We start from the raw sequence: 17381 nt of genomic DNA, 5'->3' as shown, positions 1-17381 counted from the left end.
ACAATCTTCACGCTATTGATAGAAAAGCCCGATACCAGATTTTATATATATATATCGGTATCGGGCTTTAACAACGTTGCAACTTATCTGTTGTTTTAATTTGTACAGCTGATCACTTTTTTTCCACGCCCCCTGCCGGCAATAATGGTGGCGCCGGTGACGACTTGGGTCACTCTGATACTGTTACTTCCAGTTCTATTCCAAGTAACGTTGTTGAAGGTTAGGTTTCCGCCCGAAATTGGAACCAAAGGTAATAGTGGGCCGCCAGTCGTTTTTCTTCCCTCCAACGATACTTGCCCCGTTGAACTTATCGTGATTCTAATGACAGGTGAAGACTCGCTACCCTGCATATTGTAAATTTCTGAAACACCATTCAAGCCCCAGAGTGCCCCATCAGCAAATTGAATATTCCTCGGATATCCAGATACGGATGCCTGAAACTGTATTTCATTCGATGCAATTCGCGTGTTGTTGATCGTCATGTTGAATGAGTTATCCAAGTTATACAGATCCATCACAAACCCATAGTCAGCTCCCGGAGCTGTAAAATCTTTGAAATTACCATCCCTAGCCTCGAAAACAGTACTGTTCACATCTTGTGTGCACGGCACTCGGAAATTCAAGTTAAGGTTGTATTTTTTTCCTGGCGAAACATTTAAATTGGGGATCAAAAATTCAGCTTTTGATGTTCCGTTTATTGTTAAATTACGCAACGTCAACACACCATTTGTCGCATCAGGAGAAAGCAAAAGCGTCGGCGAGCTGCTTAGTCTTTTTGTACCTCCTGTAGGGATCGTGGGAAATGTTACGGTCTGGCCGGTCGAAGATAGGGCTGCATAGGTCACGGCCTCCGTTCCCAAGGCGTACGTCGCGCTTGTTCTCGTGGGGCGCATATCCGCAGAACTAATCGAAGTTATTGTTCCACCTATTGTGGTATCGATAATCAGGTTTGTAGTAACTTCGGCAAAAACATGTTTCAACACGACGTCGAGTACGTTGCTACCTCCAGTCAGGGTTACGGATTTCTTAAACACCATGAGATCTTGTGTGGTGGCCGTTACCGATCCCGTACTAAGCGTTCCAACGCCGGTATTCGAATAGGAGATCGTAGGCACCGTGCTTTGTGAATTATAGGATAATCCAATAAACGTGTACGTAGATCCTCCGTCGAGGACAAAAGCGGTTGTCTCACTTTCTCTGCCCGATATATACGTGTTTTGCGCTACAAACTGGCCGGACGCTGCATAAACCGCAATGATATAACGGGTGCCAGGAGTCAACGGGTTCCGTTGCACGGCAGCCTTATTCGTACTTGATTGTTTTAATCGCACAGAATCAGTGCTAGCCGATGAGGCACCGTCTGTTGCTTCCTGCAGCGTGCCGAAAACGGTTATGTCATCGCTAAAGGGAAGTGAAAATGTCTGCTGTTGTATATTTTTTACCTTGCTGGATGAACTTTTTGTGGAGTTTGCCGCACTTAATTGCTTTCCAGTAACTGCAGAATCCAGATTGTTTTCAACGTCTCGTTCTACATCTGTCAATTTCACAAATACTTGCGCTGGCCCAGAATCAGACACAGGATCAACGCTATTTTTTTCACAGCTCAATAAAAACAAGGTAACGCAAGCCACCATAGCTGTAGCTGCCGCTATTTTAACATACTTTTTCATATCTACCAAGTGTAAGTTCTGTCAACATCCGGTTGTACATCCCATTCATCGGATGCCTGTTGATTTGGATTTACTGGGCGTACCTGCGCGGAACCTGCAGCAATCGATCCTTCTATAGATATGATTGCCATATCAATAGATGGAGAAACATAAACTAATTTTGTAACCTTTTTCATAGAATAATTCTTCCTATTTTTTCCTGTCATTTCTTATAGACAAGCCTTTATTTTAAGTGCAGCAAAAATAGTGATGCGTGCCTTAGAAACAACAGAATGGCAGATTAGAATTCACGTTTGTAGTTGAGAATCTACATGTGTAATATTTGTTTACAGAAAGATTAATCGACTAATGTTTTAAAGAAATTAAATATATTTCAAATATTTAGTTATAATGTGTTCTACAATATTTCAAGATCAATAATAATTGGATAACGTAAAATATGCTTGCTCAATCACATATTCGTGCCGCTCCTGTGACGTTTAAAACAGCGCGATTTCTTCCGCTTCAAGTCATTTTCAATATTTTCAGATTTGACTTTTTCCAATCGCAAGGATTGTCGTTATAAAGCGGGCTCTTTTTATGCTTAGGTGCTACCATTTGCTGTAGAGGAATACTCAAAGCGCTGGCGGTGATCACGGAAGATCGATAAGCGGATAATTACGATGGGTAATTTCGAAGCCCAAATAATGGTTTGAAAAGCAGCTGCACGTAACAACCCCTAGCTAAAAAAAGCGAAAGGAAGCTTTCGACGAACAAATGGGGGAGCTGGTGCAATTATTGTACATCAAATATTGAACATTATTCAATTATTAGCAACTTATTTGAATATACGGCAAGGTGAAACTAGCTTCTTATGGAGTGTGTTCCATGGGTATTTTTGTTTCTCTTCAAGGCTATATTTAACCTATTAAAAACAAATCCCTCCGTCGGGTGACGAAGGGATAATTGAATGTCCATTCCCCAGAACATTTTCATAAGCAGTCGCACTTGTTTCGGAATCTTAGGTCTAGAGTTCCTATTTCATAGCTATTGTGTAATTATGAGTTGAAGTTAAGTCTTCTAATTTGATAATGCAAATATTTTTGATTTTTTTTTCTGAAACTTAATATTTGAAATGCAATACATCCTCTTCGGCGAATCTACAACAACAAGTTGCGTGGTTTTCATTGACCCTCCATGTTACCATGGAGAGTCTGCTTATGAAATAGTGCCCCTGGGAAGGGCAACTCAATTAAACAAACCTACATATTTTTATTAAATTTTTTATGAAGTAATACACCTGTTTTTACGGTTTTACACTTATTTTTTGCTAAAATCCGCATGTTATAACGGTATAAATGCTAAAGCTGGTGAATTTTTCGGTTATTTATCCGTTTTAATGCTTGCGTGAGTATGAGCATGCTACGGTAGATACCTCCCAAGCGGCAAGCTATTTTTCTGCCGCAAACTCTTGGTTTTATTGTCGGCTGCGCTTCTCCAATTCTACTTCGACTTCTTTTCGCAAGGCTTCTGTATTTTTTGAATTTCTGTAAACCAAGTAAAGAACTAGCAATGGGAAAAGGCTTGGGAAACTTAAACCATGCGTAGTTACACTGTAAACGACGACGCCTATGGTAAACCCTATTAAAGCGGCTTCTGTGATTTTACTATTCTTGAGTGATTTCAATTTCTGTGAGAGCTCATCGGTGCTCATATCTGTTAATAATTTAGCGTTCATCGTTCTTTTGCAATTAATTGCTGTGTATTGATTAAAGCCTTTGCTCTTTTTGTCCATCAGCTTGCCCGACGGTACAACATTTGAGGAGGCAAAGGTTAATGCGAATATCAGTTTTTATTTTTTTATTCGCAATATGCTCGTATTTGTTCGATGCATGGAGGAGTACTATTCCCATGTGGGCTTAGCAGCGTGAAGGACCGAAAACTATAGGCGGCGGGTTCCTTTTATAAAGATAGAAAAAGTGCCAGCTTCATGCATTAAATCAGGTTGAAGAACGAAATGCACAACACCCGATGACCATGAATAGGCCGGCGTAGGGATAAATACTTGATTTATCACAGAGATTAGTTTGCTAAAAATATTAGTATAACTTTGTTGTGTGATTAGAAGGTCAAAACATATTCCCCAGCAGATCATATCCGGGTTTAAATCGCCGGCTGATGATTATTTGGAGGCAAGGTTGGACGTCAATGATTTGTTGGTGGTCGATCCGCATTGCACGTTTTACTTTAAGATGGATAGCGATGCTATGCTAGGCTATCACATTCCTGAAAATGCCGTCCTGATTGTCGATCGCTCGCTTAGCGCTATTTCCGGCGCCGTTGTGATTGCGGCCTTGCATGGCGAGTTGCTATGCCGTTCTTTGCAAAAGGTAGATGACGGATGGGAGCTAGTCAACGATAGGGAACGCCTTGCGGTGGGCAGCGAACTGGAGCTGGTGTTATGGGGAGTGGTTACGGCAGTGTGTTACGGTGTGCTACCCCAAAGGTTGAAGGTCGGGCGGTATAAGCGTGTTTGCACATTGTGAGTATGATCATGCGACAAATCTTCAAGACCCTAATTTAAATAGCGTAAATCGCAGTGCAAACGGTGTTATTGCGTAACAGGAATGTATGCGCGCTCTTAGAAACTCGATTTTGGCAATTGTCGGAAATAATACTTAGCTTTATATAGATATATCTTTCCAATCACACAACCCAATTTTGGAAACAAAACGCGTTAAGGCTTCCATTTTTTGATTTGGTTGCTTAAGACAACGTTATGCTGGACGATAAGATACGATTAATAAATAATTTGAACATGGAAATTAATCCTCAAGAATGGTGTAGTAAAGAACCTATCCACATTCCGGGCGGGGTTCAGCCCCACGGTATGTTGATTGCTATTGACAAAACAGGTGTGGTTCAATACGTGAGTGAGAATTTAGCAGTGGCCTCGGGAATTCCTGCTCATGAGATTTTAGGAAATAATGTTCGCTTGCTGAGCGAATTTTTTGGAAAAAAGGCTAGCAGTAATTTTGTGATGGATTTAATAGAGCTGGCCAGTCAAGATGAGCAGATGAGGCCTCTCAATCCGTATGCAATCCGCATGGGTGATACACCGTTTAATTTAATTATTACACAAAGCGATTCGCTTTATATTTTAGATATTGAGCCAGAGGAGTCTAATTTATTTGAGGACCCTCAAAATTTGGTTGGCGCGAGTTTGTCGCAAATGCTAGCTGACCGGGATTTAGACACGATACTCGAAAACACGGTCGTGCAGATCAGAAAAGTAATCGGCTATGATCGTGTTATGATCTATAAATTTCATCGTGACGGGCATGGCGAAGTTGTTGCTGAAGATTATGCCATGGAATTGGAGTCTTGGTTGGGGTTGCATTATCCAGCAGCTGATATACCTGCCCAAGCGCGGGAGCTTTACAAAGTCAATCTTGTGCGCTTGATTGCTGACGTAGGCAGTTCACCTGCCGCATTGCTTTCCAATAACGATGCACCCTTAAATTTGACGGGTAGCTCCCTTCGTGCTGTTTCACCGATGCATATCCGGTACCTTAAAAACATGAATGTCGCATCGAGCTTCAGTGTTTCGATAATCGTGGATGGCGCACTTTGGGGCTTGATTGCCTGTCATAATTATTCGCCGCGGTTTATAAATTTTAGACAGCGGGAGACGGCTAAATTGATAGGACAGGTGTTAAGCTCCTGCGTGGGGATGCGCGATCAGGAAGCTGTTCAGAAGGAGCGTATCAAGTTACAGGGCATTATAATGGAGGTGACGCGTAGCTTGCAACACAACGATCGAATTCCAGCGCTAGTGGATGATTGCGGGGAGGAGATTCTGAGGGGGTTCCGTGCTTCAGGCTTTGTGCTCTATTTTGAAGGAGGTATATACAGCGTAGGTAATGTACCGACGGCTGATCAAATCGAACAAATCGCAAACCAATTTGCTGTAGTAGACGATCACAGCTACATCCGGAGCAACAAAGCCATGCGTGACTTTACCTTCACAGAATTTGATAATGTTAGCTTTGCCGGTGTGCTTTCATGCAGATTAACCCATGGAATTAAAGACTGTTTAATACTATTTAGGCCAGAGCAGGCGTCAACGGTTAAATGGGCAGGCGACCCTACCAAGTTGATCTCTATTGATGAAGAGGGGCAGCCATTCATTTCGCCAAGAAATTCATTTGATCAATGGGTTCAGGAATGTAGCGGGCAGGCGGAAGATTGGACAGATGTGGAAATAGAGGTTTTTGTTAAGATCAGGGATGAACTTAATTTTGCTATAGGCCGGAAGATTGAAGAACTTCGACTATTAAATGAAAAGTTACGCGATGCGTATGCTGAGTTGGACTCGTTTACCTACACGGTATCACACGATTTAAAAACGCCATTGACAGCTATTAGAGCTTATGCCGAACTTATACAACGAAAATCGACAGAGCCAACGGTTTTTGATATGGCTGAAAAGATCAGATTGAGTGCAGTAAGGCTAAATCAAATGGTGCAAACAGTTCTCGAGTATTCAAAGGTCGGGCAAAAGTTTGTGAATAAACAGCGTGTTGACATGGCTGTATTAATCACGGAAATAAAAGACCATTTGCTGATGGGCAGGGTTAATGACAACTTAAATTTGGAAGTGGTAAATACGCCAGAATTGGAAGGTGACCCTATATTGCTATTTCAGGTTTTTTTGAACGTTATCGAAAATGCGGTGAAGTATTCGCATAAGCAACATGTTCCAACGGTGATTATCGAAGGTGCTTCTACGGATCAAGAAACCATCTACCGAATTACGGATAACGGCGTAGGAATAAGCGTACAGCAACAGGATAAAATTTTCGATCTGTTTAGCCGGGTTGGAGACGTGGGCGAATTTGAGGGGACTGGTGTGGGCTTGGCAACTGTTCGTAAAATTATGACCAGACACGGCGCTGAAATCACCGTAGAGAGTACATTAGGATCAGGGAGTACATTCATCCTGCGTTTTCCAAAAGAAATTGTGGCCTAAGAAGCCTGTTTGTCTTTTAACACGCTTGGTGATGGGATGATCCGACAGTAAGCGGTTGATGAAGAGGTGTGTATTAAAAATCTATCAAAAACAAAACAGATAGGTAGTGCGGAGATAGTTTTCGTTTCTCAAACGCTTTTTTTAATGCAGCAATAGCCTTCGAACGAGCGAAGTAATAGCTGCTGGCTCTCGTATGCAGCTCGTGCTGATTGACATCAAAAAAATGCATATTATAATTTACCAGTAATCAAAACTATGAAGAACAAAACATATATCATTCTCCATGCGGTTAGCCTGATATTGACCGTGGTTGTAAATTACCTATCAAATACCGGCATATTCAATGGGAATACGATGAAAACTGTTTCTGATGAATATTTTACGCTCTTTACACCTGCGGGTTATGCGTTTTCCATTTGGGGTATTATCTACTTGGGATTAGCTTCCTTTATCATTTATACTGGAACACATGTTTTCAAAGGTATTGACCCAATGCACGCTGTGAAAAAAATTGGATGGTGGTTTTTAGTGTCATGTTTAGCCAACATGCTATGGGTGGTTGCTTGGTTAAATCACTACACGCTGCTAAGCGTTATGCTTATGGTAATTTTACTCCTGTCTTTATTAATCATCGTGAGCAAATTGGAATTAAGTCTGCACAAAGTAAACACTAAAAATTATATGTTTATCGCTTTGCCTTTTTCCCTCTATGCGGGTTGGATTTCGTTGGCGATAATTGCCAATATAGCGGCGTTGCTTGTGAAAATTCAGTGGGATGGTTTCGGTCTACATGCGGAAATCTGGGCGTTAGTAATGATAGCTATAGCCGGCATTATAAATATGCTGATGGTCTTGATGAGAAATATGAAAGCCTATGGGATAGTAGGCATTTGGGGAGTGCTCGCTGTTGCGGCTAATCAAAGCTCAGCCGGATCAAATATAACCTACGCGTGCTATGTAGTGTCAGCCCTTATACTTCTTGCTATACTCTTTAATCTTTTCCGGCCCACAAAATTTAGGCGCGATTTAGCACTATCGTAACGGTATTGCTGTCGACAGACCAAGAAGTCAATCGCATTCAGCGTTATATCACGTGTGATGTAGGTGAGATTTTATTTATTAGGAGGGCTTTAGTAATGATTGTAGCTTTACGGTTGTCCTTGATAAACCGACCGTAAAGCTACAGGATATTATTTTTTGGAAGAGTCTTTTACGCAATTATTAACCGTTTTTCCATTTTTCTTCTTAGTACCTTCTTTTTTATATCCTGACCAGCATGGGTCTTTTTCGTTTTCTTTTTTTTCTGCCATAGCTTTCTAGTTTAAATTGTAATGATGTATTGCAAGCTGCTTGTTTATGTATCGAAAGCGTTTCGAATCAATGTTCTAAGATAAGCCTTGCCTATTTATTCAATTTTAGAACGGCTTTAGGCGATAGAAGGTTTTGTAATATCTTTTATGTTGCTAATGCGCTTCGCTAGAATAAAACTTAATGGGAAGTGATATTGGTAGGAAAAACAGGAATTTGTATACGTCATTATTTCCATCATTGGCGAATTTTGTGATGTGTACAAGTTTACTTGAACATTTTATTTGAAAATTTAAAATACGAACGATGGATAATCAAAATCGAAGAAATTTTTTTAAGACAAGTGCGATATTAAGTATGGGTGCAGTGGGCGGAATAGCATCGGTCGCAGCTGATACAAAAATAAATAGCGATGTCCGCGACAGCAAAAAAGCTATTCCCAATTTCGAAAAGAGGGTTTTAGGATCTGGCGTTGCCGCGCTAGAAGTAAGTGCTTTTGGACTTGGTTGTATGGGTATGAGTTACCACAGAAGCTTTGTGGCTGAGAAGCAAAAAATGATCGAAATGATACATGCTGCTGTAGATCTGGGGGTGACATTGTTTGATACAGCAGAAGCTTATGGTCCGCTTACTAATGAACGATTGGTAGGCGAGGCTCTTCAACAAGTAAGGAAAGACGTAAAAATTGCAACGAAATTTGGTTTTATCGATGGCCAGCCGAATCGTGGATTGGATAGTAGGCCGAAGACGATTCGGAAAGTAGTAGAGCAATCGTTGAAGAACCTTCGCACGGATTATATCGATATCTTATATCAACATCGCGTGGACAAAAATGTGCCAATTGAGGATGTCGCAGGCACTGTAAAAGAACTAATTGCTGAGGGTAAAGTGAAGCATTTTGGTATGAGCGAAGCGGGCGTGGATGTCATTCGGAAGGCACATCGCGAACAACCTTTGACAGCCTTACAAAGCGAGTTCTCCTTGATGACACGAGAACCTGAGCACAATGTGATACCGTTATGTGAAGAATTAGGGATTGGTTTTGTGCCATACAGTCCGTTGAGCCGTGGCTTTATCACAGGCTACATTAACGAAAGAACGAAGTACATTGCAAGCAATGACAATCGCGCTTCACTGCCACGATACGAAAGAGAAGCTGTTATTGCGAACTGGCCCTTGATTGACGTGTTAAAATCGTTCGGTGACTACAGAGGTTTAACAGTGGCGCAAGTCGCTTTAGCGTGGCTATTAGCCAAAAAACCTTTTATAGTCCCAATTCCGGGTACGACGAAGTTGGCGCATCTCAAAGAGAATTTGGATGCTTCAAAGTTTACTTTTGCGACGGAAGACCTGAAGGAGTTGGATTTGGCACTCTCAAAAGTAAAGATCATGGGAGACCGCTACACCGGCACTTCCGCACAGCAAACGGATAAGTAGGTGCATTTTTATCAGTCGCGACGAGACTATATATCAACATAAAAATATATTTGTCAGGCTGTCTCGTATGTTTATGCGTCAAAAACATACGAGATGGTCGCGTCGCCTTCAAGCTCATGCCTCCAAAAACCTGTATGAAGTGATCTATTTATTTGAATATAATGCATAATCTCATTATCCTAAGCGGATAATGCTTAAGTTTGTTTGGCTTTGTTCCTAATGAATTTAAGCGCTTTTATGGTAAACGATCAAACAAATGAACAGCAGCGTTTGGCTGCGCTACATGCCTACCAAATATTAGATACTGCGATTGAGGAAGATTATGAGGAGCTTACCGAGTTGGCTGCTGCCATTTGTGGGACCCCGATTGCATTGATTAGCTTTGTCGATAAAGCGCGTCAGTGGTTTAAATCGCATAAAGGGCTTGATGTAACCGAAACGGAAAGGTCACATTCTTTTTGCGCACACGCGCTGTTAAACCCTACCGATTTGATGCAGGTTGAGGATGCACAATTAGACCCACGTTTTAAAGATAATCCATTAGTAACAGGGGAGCCACATATTGCCTTTTATGCGGGGATGCCCCTGGTAGACGATGAAGGCTTTGCTTTGGGTACGCTATGCGTTATTGATCGGCAGCCTGGAAAATTGGATGAACGACAGAAAACGGCCTTAAAAACACTCGCTAAACAAGTGGTTAATAAATTGGTGCTGCGGAAAAGATTGAAAGATCTGGAAGCGTCCAATAAACACAACCTGCATCTTCATGGCAAAAGCGAATCAAGTGAAAAGAATTTGCGGCTGATAATCGAGCAATCTCCAACGGCTATTATCGTTTTTCGAGGTGAAGATTTGTTGATCGAAGCGGTCAATCCTGCTATGCTTACCTTGCTTAATCAGCAATCCGATATAGAAGGGAAAATTTTATTGGAAGCTATTCCAGAATTAAAAGGGCAGCCAGCCTACGATTTATTAAATCATATTTATCAAACCGGAGAAACCATACATCGCCAAGAGATTGCAGTAATGCTTAATAGAAGTGGAAAGCTGGAGCGGGGGTATTTCAACTTTACCTACGCGCCGTTGATAGAAAACGGTCAGGTTACAGGCATTATTGATATGGCGGTCGAAGTTACCGATCAGGTGAATGCTCGCTTGGCTATAGAGGAAAGTGAACACCAAATGAAGCAGATGGTAATGAATGCTGCTATGGGAATGTGTATCATCAGGGGGCAAGATTTGGTTATAGAGATAGCCAATGAACCTATGCTAAAGATTTGGACACGAACCTCGGAGCAGGTATTAGGTAAGCGCCTTACGGACGTATTTCCGGAGGTGGTAGGTCAACCTTATCCGGAGATGTTACGCAAGGTGCTAAATACAGGTGAGCCACTGGCCATACCAGAACTTACTGCCGATATTGCCGAGACTGACGGCAGGATAAATAAAATCTATATTGATTTTACGTACAAGCCCTTACGCAATTCTGAGGGGATGCCTGAAGCGATTATTGCAACGGTTACTGATATTACTGACACGGTCAAGGCACGCAAGCTATTAGAGCAAAGCGAAATTAGCCTTAAAGAGGCAAATATGGAACTTGGCTCTGTAAATGAAGAGTATATGGCGCTGAATGAGGAACTGTTAACAACAAACGAGCAATTGCTGTTAGCTGAAGAAAGTCTGATGGATCTCAACGAACGCATGAACATGGCCATATCAGCCGCCAACCTAGGCACATGGTCCATCAATTTGGAATCTGATGAAATGGTGATCACCGAACGAACGAAAGAGTTGTTTGGTTTCCGGGCGAGTGATATTACAACACTTGATCGAGTACTCCAACAGGTTGCTGAAACACATCGTGAGGAGGTGGTTACGGCTATAAACGCGACGATTAACACAGGTATACCCTATAATATTGAATATCCTGTTGTAGGATTTCATGACCAGCAGATACGATGGCTTAAGGCGATGGGTAAAAGATATACATCCGTAGGTGGAAAAGCGGCCAACCATTTTTCCGGCACCATCATGGATATCACCGAGCGGAAGGCCAGTGACCAGCTCAAACAGGATTTCATAGGTATTGTAAGCCACGAAATGCGCTCACCATTGACCGCATTAAAAGGATATGTGCAAATTTTAGCTTCGCGCTCAAAACAGTCTGAAGATAGGTTCACTGCAGATATAGCCAGCAAAGCTGCAGGTCAGGTAGATCGTATGACGACGCTTATCAGCGGCTTTTTGGACGTGGCTAGAGCGGATGAAGGCAAAATCTTTCTAAACAAAACAAACTTTGATATCAGCAACATATTTCAGATAGCCGAAGAAGAATCCCTGGCTACCAACCATACGCATAAATTTAGCTTCGACGTTGCGGAAAGTATGTTTGTAAAAGCAGATCGTGATAAGTTGGAACAGGTTTTAATTAACTTGATCAATAATGCAATTAAATATTCTCCGAACGGTAGCACTATTTACATTTCTTGCACAAGGCGCGAAGGCTGGGCGCACGTGCAGGTGACGGATGAAGGGATGGGTATACCGCCTAGGGATCAAGCGCATATATTCGAACGCTTTTATCGAGTTTTGGCTAGGGAGACGGAAAACATAAGTGGCTTCGGCATCGGTCTGTACTTGTGTAAAGAGATCATAGACGGGCACTCCGGAAGAATTGGCGTAGAAAGTGTTCCGGGGCAGGGCAGTACTTTTTGGTTTGATGTTGCCATAGACTAAATCGACATAAAAATCCCCTACCAAAGCTACATTGATAGGGGAAATGGCTGGCAAATAGCTCGGTAGTTAGAATGCAGACATCACTAACGTTAGATCAGTCTGATATTCAAGTCCGGTTGTCGTTATTGCTTTAACGATGATCTTGTAGCTTCCAGCTTTTAAGCTATCATCTTTCTTTACACTTACTGCGCCCGTATTTTGGTTGACAGAAAAAATGCCTCTACTATTATCATAGGCTGTGCCGTCTAAACCTACGGAAACTAAATGGAACGTAGATTTATAGTTTTCAGGATAAAGTGTTGGAGCGGCTGATAAATAACCGTTAGAGAGGCCGATATGAATTAGATTCAATTGGATTGTAAGGTTTAAATCTGGGTAGTATGTCCCATAGAAAAATTTAATTTGCGGAATGAAGACGACGCGAAAGTCTGTTTCGGCCACAACGAAACCGTCTTTCAATAGCATTGGCTTTAAATCGTAAGTGTGTTCCGCCTTCTTTGCAGGATCGCCCGCATCAGCCGAAAATCGGATCGTCGACCCATCGATGGAAACGACTTGCTTTTGATCTGGTGACGGCGCGATATACCATGTCTCATGCAGAAGAGCTGTGTTTTCCGCTGCGAGTTTAAACTCTACTGATTTATCGCTATAAAGCGCATAAGAGAAGGGGATACTGTTTGATGTATTCACATGCTCTATAGCGATCTTACCAGAAGAAACCTTTATCTGAAAATCGCGCTCACCCACCGTCTTACCATTGACTGTTTTCGCCTCTAAGGTAGCGGTGTAGATCTCTGGAATTCTGTTTGTGCTGATCATCGATTGCGCAGCATTCGGATAAAGCAGTGCAGCATCAATATTGATCTGTTGTTTCTTCAGATCGAGTTGAACAGCATCTTTCAACACATCATGAAGTTTCTTATTACTGCCTATTTCTATGTTTGGCGTTTTATCAAACGCCAGACTTAAGGAAAGATCGCCGCTGCTATTTACCGAGGCAGGTAGCGCAAGTTCTGCCGTTTTCCCATAATGCAGCGAAGTCATTTCGGGGAGATCAATCTCTAGTTCGCGTACAATCTCGGGAGAATCTTTCTTGCAAGACGTGATTCCAAAAGTTAGTGTTGCGGCCGCTAGGCCAAACGCAAATAATCTGCTCATCTTTTTCATATTCCAATAATTTGGGACGAAGGTAAAAATAAAATTCAACAATGCAACATAGTTGCAAATAAGATTTTTTTTATACTTTTGCGCCATCAAAAACAAATCAATGTACATGCGTGCGCAATTCGTAACTTTATCTTTCATCTGTTTCATGTTGATATCTCTTTCGCTGGGGGCGATGGACCTTTTAGATACCCTACGGCCAATTCAGATAGATTCGGCAATAGCGATAGGCAAAATATCAACCTTTGGCTCCTTAACCAGATTGTCCAGAACGGAATTAGACCGAATGCAGTCTAGAACATTAGGCGAAACATTAGGTCATATTCCTGGCGTTCAACATTCATACTTTGGCCCATCGGCTGGTGCGCCAATGATCCGTAGTTTAAGTGGTAATCGCGTACGGATCTTACAAAATGGCCAACCGCTCAACGACCTGAGCGGGATCAGTCCGAATATCAACATCAATGTCGATATGGATAATGTGCAGCAGGTTGAACTTTACAAGGGTTCCGCGGCTGTTCTTTATGGAGGAAAAGCCATTGGCGGAGCCGTTAACTTGAAGGATAATACCATACCGCAAATGCGCTTCTCCAAAAACATACAGGGCTCAGCCTATCTTGAAGCTGGCACCAATAGCGGCAATAGACAGGTTTTGCAGTTGGGCGGGAATCTTGGCAATCGTTGGTCTTGGTATATCGGAGGGACCAATCAGCGACATGCTGATCTAAAAATCCCAGGAAACACAAAGGCAGCAATCGCTTACGACCCATCTATCGATCACCTCACAGCGGATATGGCGCAGGTGAATGTGCATAGGGAAAGTATACGAAATTTGAGTCTATACCCTTACATCAGCCAGTTTGTGCTTGATAACCTCAATGATCCTGCTTGGGGCTTGTCCGAGGCTGAGCTGTATACCTTCGATAAGTTTTCCAGCATAGGCGGACAGCTCGTTGCCAATCCTGCGAACGATAAGTACGTGGCGGGGCAAGATCCATCAACACCTTTATACAGCACTGTCGTGCATGGCATTACAGACTTTCATCCAGTGCGATTTGGCGTAATGCCTAACAGTCATGCCGATAGTCGATTTATCAATCTCGGTAGTAGTTATATAAAAGACAGCTTACGCATAGGTTTAGGATACCGGGCAATGGAAGGTTATTATGGTATTCCAGGATTTGCGCTTGCTACGAAACCTAAGCACACGCATGAGCCGGTAGAACAAATTATTGATTATCAGCCTATAAATACTCGTGCGCTCACGCATTCCATGCAATTGGAGAGTGCCATCCAACCAAGATCATCGATCTTCACCGAGCTAAGCATAAAGTATATGTTCCAGTATGCCGATGATCGGGAGCTTGTAGGCATATATCGGGTAAATACTATGGAAAGCTATAGGCATGGTCTTCGGATGGAAGCGCAACACCGGTTCAGTAAATACTGGTCTGGCCTACATGGTATCGAGCTTGCGCACATGAAGCTTCAAGGCGACGGGCTGCGGCGATATCTACCAAATAATTTAAGCCGTGAAATTGGACTGTTTACCACACAACATGTCGCTTGGAAAAATTTATTGCTTGACGTCGGTTATAGGCATGACCGTGTAGCACGCCGTAAATTGACGGATAAGCAGTATAAACCGAGCCGAGGCCTTGCGGGCGGAAAACTTGCACCTCGTGATTTTGCACTGCATCAATTTTCCGCGGAACTGCGTTATGACCTGTTAAACTTTGCTTTTTTAAAAGGTAGCCTACGACAGTCCGAAAGAGCGCCAGAAGTGAATGAACTTTACGCAGGCAATGAGCACTTCGCCATATTAGTGGAGGAAAACGGTGACGACCGGCTAAAGAAAGAGCGAGCCCTGAGCTACGAAGTTGCCGCTGGGATACAAACGCAAGGAATACAAATTCAAGCCACACACTACCATACAGATTTTGAGAACTACCTGTATTTAGCACATACGGGGATATCTCGTTCTGGTGGGTTTTTAGTAAAAGAGTGGCGCGCTTCCGACACACGTGTAACAGGATGGGAACTTGAGGCTTTATATCATTTCAATTGGCAGCAGGGGCGAAGTATCGAGTTGTCGTGTTTCGCAGATCTTGTTAAAAATATCAATACTTCGGAAGATCATCTCCGACGTTGGGCGGAGGGAGATTTTATGCCCAATTTACCAACAAGCAGGTATGGTGGAGCCATTGTACTGCATTACCACCGTTTTGATGTCAACGCTATATTTGAGCATTATCTAGAACAAAGGTTTCTTGGAAAAAATATCAACATTGAACGACCAATGTCCGCTTACTCCATGCTGCGCGCGGACATTGGATACAATTTTAAGATCATAGGCCGAAACGTGAGCTGCTCATTGCGCGGACAAAATCTTCTCAATCAAGAAGCGCGGCCGCAAAACTCCATGCTAAAATATCTCGCTCCGCTACCAGGTCGAAATATTACGCTTGGGCTGAAGTTTTATTTATAGCGCGTGTGGGAAATAATAATAAATACTTCCAATATCCGAAACATTGGATTAGCCTGCTAACTTATGCCAGAGAAATCACAAGGATAAATCAATAAAAAAAATAAAAGCAACAATGTTGCTTTTATTTTTTTTATTGATTACATTTGAAAATGTGATACGAGCGACTTCACCTTTATAATCAAAAAGCAAGAGGCATCGACATCACCAATCAGATTGATAATATCATAGCTCTACACATGAATTTGGAAGAAAAATTACCGGTAACAGTGCTAAGCGGTTTCTTGGGTGCTGGAAAAACAACATTATTAAATCATGTATTACATAACAAGGTTAATCTCAAAGTAGCCGTTATTGTCAACGATATGAGCGAAGTAAATATCGACGCGCAGCTCGTGGAGAAAGAAAACACCCTATCGCGCACGGATGAGCGCTTGGTTGAGATGAGCAATGGTTGTATATGCTGTACCCTCCGTGAAGATTTGATGTTGGAAGTAGAACGATTGGCGAAGGAAAGAAAATTTGATTACCTGCTTATCGAGAGTACTGGAATATCTGAACCTATTCCCGTGGCGCAGACCTTCAGCTATGTGGATGAGCAGAGTAACATCGATCTGTCGCGCTTTAGCTATATTGATACGATGGTTACGGTCGTTGATTGTTTTAATTTTTTCAAGGACTTTGGTAGTATGGATACCTTACTGGATCGGTCGCTTACAGATGATCATCATGATAGCCGAACGATCGTCAACCTTCTTACAGATCAAGTAGAATTTGCAAATGTGATTATCTTGAATAAAACAGATTTGCTGGCTGATGAAACGATCGTGATTCTCGAAGGCGCCATTGCTAAGTTAAATCCTGGCGCAAAAATAATACGGACCACTTTTGGTCAGGTTGCTGTAAAGGAGATCGTGGGAACGAAAATGTTTGATTTTGAAAAGGCTGCATCTTCAGCAGGCTGGATCAGCGAACTTGAGAACGAGCATACGCCGGAAACTGAAGAATATGGGATCTCATCTTTCGTTTTTCGAAGTGAAAAACCATTTCATCCTCAACGTTGGTACAGGTATTTAAATGACTACTATCCGCATAATCTGATCCGTGCGAAAGGCCTTTTCTGGCTAGCTTCGCGACCGGAAATGGCAATTAATTTTAGCCAAGCGGGGGGAAGTTTACGGATAGAAAATGCTGGAATATGGTGGTCCAGCATGCCGCTTCAAGAGCGACAGCACTACAGTTCATTCCAAGAAAATCAAGATTTTATTGAATCTCGATGGCATCCGCAATGGGGAGATCGTAAAATAGAACTTGTTTTTATAGGGCAAGATCTCGATCGCGATGCATGCTTGACAGAGCTCAACCGCTGCTTGTTAACAGACGATGAAGCCGACGAATGGCGCTATACCGATTGGAAAGATGAATTTCCGAAGAATATTTAGCTTGCGTTGCTTTGCCGGGCCCTATCAACAGCCGAAGCTGTTGATAGGGCCATAAAATGAAATGACGAAGATATTTAATCCTCGTTCACAAATCGTTTCCCTCGCATGAATTCAACTATGTTTTG

11 protein-coding genes are annotated in these 17381 nt (G+C 42.3%); 7 read left to right on the top strand and 4 right to left on the bottom strand.

All coding sequences use genetic code 11. The annotated features are described in order from the left end of the window. Nucleotides 1–95: 95 nt before the first annotated feature. The 3 genes from DI53_RS17800 to DI53_RS17790 all read right to left on the bottom strand — a co-directional run bounded on the left by DI53_RS17800 (nt 96) and on the right by DI53_RS17790 (nt 3387). On the bottom strand, nt 96–1670 hold the full coding sequence (locus tag DI53_RS17800) for a hypothetical protein (RefSeq protein ID WP_052072547.1): 1575 nt from the start codon (nt 1668–1670) through the stop codon (nt 96–98). A 2-nt stretch (nt 1671–1672) separates the two neighbouring features. Then, on the bottom strand, nt 1673–1846 hold the full coding sequence (locus DI53_RS20400) for a hypothetical protein (RefSeq protein ID WP_157836797.1): 174 nt from the start codon (nt 1844–1846) through the stop codon (nt 1673–1675). A 1280-nt stretch (nt 1847–3126) separates the two neighbouring features. Continuing rightward, nucleotides 3127–3387 (bottom strand): hypothetical protein, encoded by a 261-nt coding sequence (locus tag DI53_RS17790; protein ID WP_131555364.1) that lies wholly within the window; start codon nt 3385–3387, stop codon nt 3127–3129. 379 nt (nt 3388–3766) lie between these two features. On the opposite strand from DI53_RS17790, the gene DI53_RS17785 reads away from it, so the two are divergent. From DI53_RS17785 to DI53_RS19920, 5 genes are all read left to right on the top strand, one after another. After that, nucleotides 3767–4195 (top strand): S24 family peptidase, encoded by a 429-nt coding sequence (locus DI53_RS17785; protein ID WP_052072546.1) that lies wholly within the window; start codon nt 3767–3769, stop codon nt 4193–4195. A 272-nt stretch (nt 4196–4467) separates the two neighbouring features. Beyond that, complete coding sequence (locus tag DI53_RS17780; protein ID WP_037503238.1) at nt 4468–6681, top strand: ATP-binding protein; 2214 nt, start codon at nt 4468–4470, stop codon at nt 6679–6681. Between the two features lie 255 nt (nt 6682–6936). Continuing rightward, nucleotides 6937–7722 carry a hypothetical protein gene (locus DI53_RS17775; protein WP_052072544.1) on the top strand — a complete coding sequence of 262 codons (786 nt, stop codon included), beginning with the start codon at nt 6937–6939 and terminating at the stop codon, nt 7720–7722. A gap of 573 nt (nt 7723–8295) precedes the next feature. Further along, nucleotides 8296–9426: an aldo/keto reductase gene (locus tag DI53_RS17770; protein WP_117624913.1), complete on the top strand. Its 1131-nt coding sequence runs from the start codon at nt 8296–8298 to the stop codon at nt 9424–9426. Nucleotides 9427–9663: 237 nt separating this feature from the next. Continuing rightward, complete coding sequence (locus DI53_RS19920) at nt 9664–12165, top strand: ATP-binding protein (RefSeq protein WP_169742001.1); 2502 nt, start codon at nt 9664–9666, stop codon at nt 12163–12165. Between the two features lie 66 nt (nt 12166–12231). On the opposite strand, the gene DI53_RS17755 is transcribed toward DI53_RS19920, so the two are convergent. Further along, entirely contained in the window at nt 12232–13323 is a 1092-nt protein-coding gene (locus DI53_RS17755; RefSeq protein WP_131555362.1) for a hypothetical protein, read from the bottom strand. A gap of 154 nt (nt 13324–13477) precedes the next feature. Between DI53_RS17755 and DI53_RS17750 the strand changes: the two genes are divergently transcribed. Next, a complete protein-coding gene (locus DI53_RS17750; protein ID WP_241462467.1) occupies nt 13478–15817 on the top strand; it encodes a TonB-dependent receptor in 2340 nt (779 codons plus the stop codon). 236 nt (nt 15818–16053) lie between these two features. Continuing rightward, nucleotides 16054–17256 carry a GTP-binding protein gene (locus tag DI53_RS17745; protein WP_037502991.1) on the top strand — a complete coding sequence of 401 codons (1203 nt, stop codon included), beginning with the start codon at nt 16054–16056 and terminating at the stop codon, nt 17254–17256. The last annotated feature ends 125 nt before the right edge of the window (nt 17257–17381 follow it).

Origin of the sequence: Sphingobacterium deserti (genome assembly GCF_000757725.1) — a bacterium.
Lineage (GTDB): Bacteria > Bacteroidota > Bacteroidia > Sphingobacteriales > Sphingobacteriaceae > Sphingobacterium > Sphingobacterium deserti.
Note: the sequence above shows the minus strand (reverse complement) of the source record. Positions and strands in the feature narration are given on the sequence as shown.

What these genes read in the sequence shown, in the direction of transcription:
- DI53_RS17800 (WP_052072547.1), bottom strand. Translation starts at nt 1,670, where the DNA reads ATGAAAAAGTATGTTAAAATAGCGGCAGCTACAGCTATGGTGGCTTGC.
- DI53_RS17790 (WP_131555364.1), bottom strand. Translation starts at nt 3,387, where the DNA reads ATGAACGCTAAATTATTAACAGATATGAGCACCGATGAGCTCTCACAG.
- DI53_RS20400 (WP_157836797.1), bottom strand. Translation starts at nt 1,846, where the DNA reads ATGAAAAAGGTTACAAAATTAGTTTATGTTTCTCCATCTATTGATATG.
- DI53_RS17750 (WP_241462467.1), top strand. Translation starts at nt 13,478, where the DNA reads ATGTTGATATCTCTTTCGCTGGGGGCGATGGACCTTTTAGATACCCTA.
- DI53_RS19920 (WP_169742001.1), top strand. Translation starts at nt 9,664, where the DNA reads ATGGTAAACGATCAAACAAATGAACAGCAGCGTTTGGCTGCGCTACAT.
- DI53_RS17745 (WP_037502991.1), top strand. Translation starts at nt 16,054, where the DNA reads ATGAATTTGGAAGAAAAATTACCGGTAACAGTGCTAAGCGGTTTCTTG.
- DI53_RS17770 (WP_117624913.1), top strand. Translation starts at nt 8,296, where the DNA reads ATGGATAATCAAAATCGAAGAAATTTTTTTAAGACAAGTGCGATATTA.
- DI53_RS17755 (WP_131555362.1), bottom strand. Translation starts at nt 13,323, where the DNA reads ATGAGCAGATTATTTGCGTTTGGCCTAGCGGCCGCAACACTAACTTTT.
- DI53_RS17775 (WP_052072544.1), top strand. Translation starts at nt 6,937, where the DNA reads ATGAAGAACAAAACATATATCATTCTCCATGCGGTTAGCCTGATATTG.
- DI53_RS17780 (WP_037503238.1), top strand. Translation starts at nt 4,468, where the DNA reads ATGGAAATTAATCCTCAAGAATGGTGTAGTAAAGAACCTATCCACATT.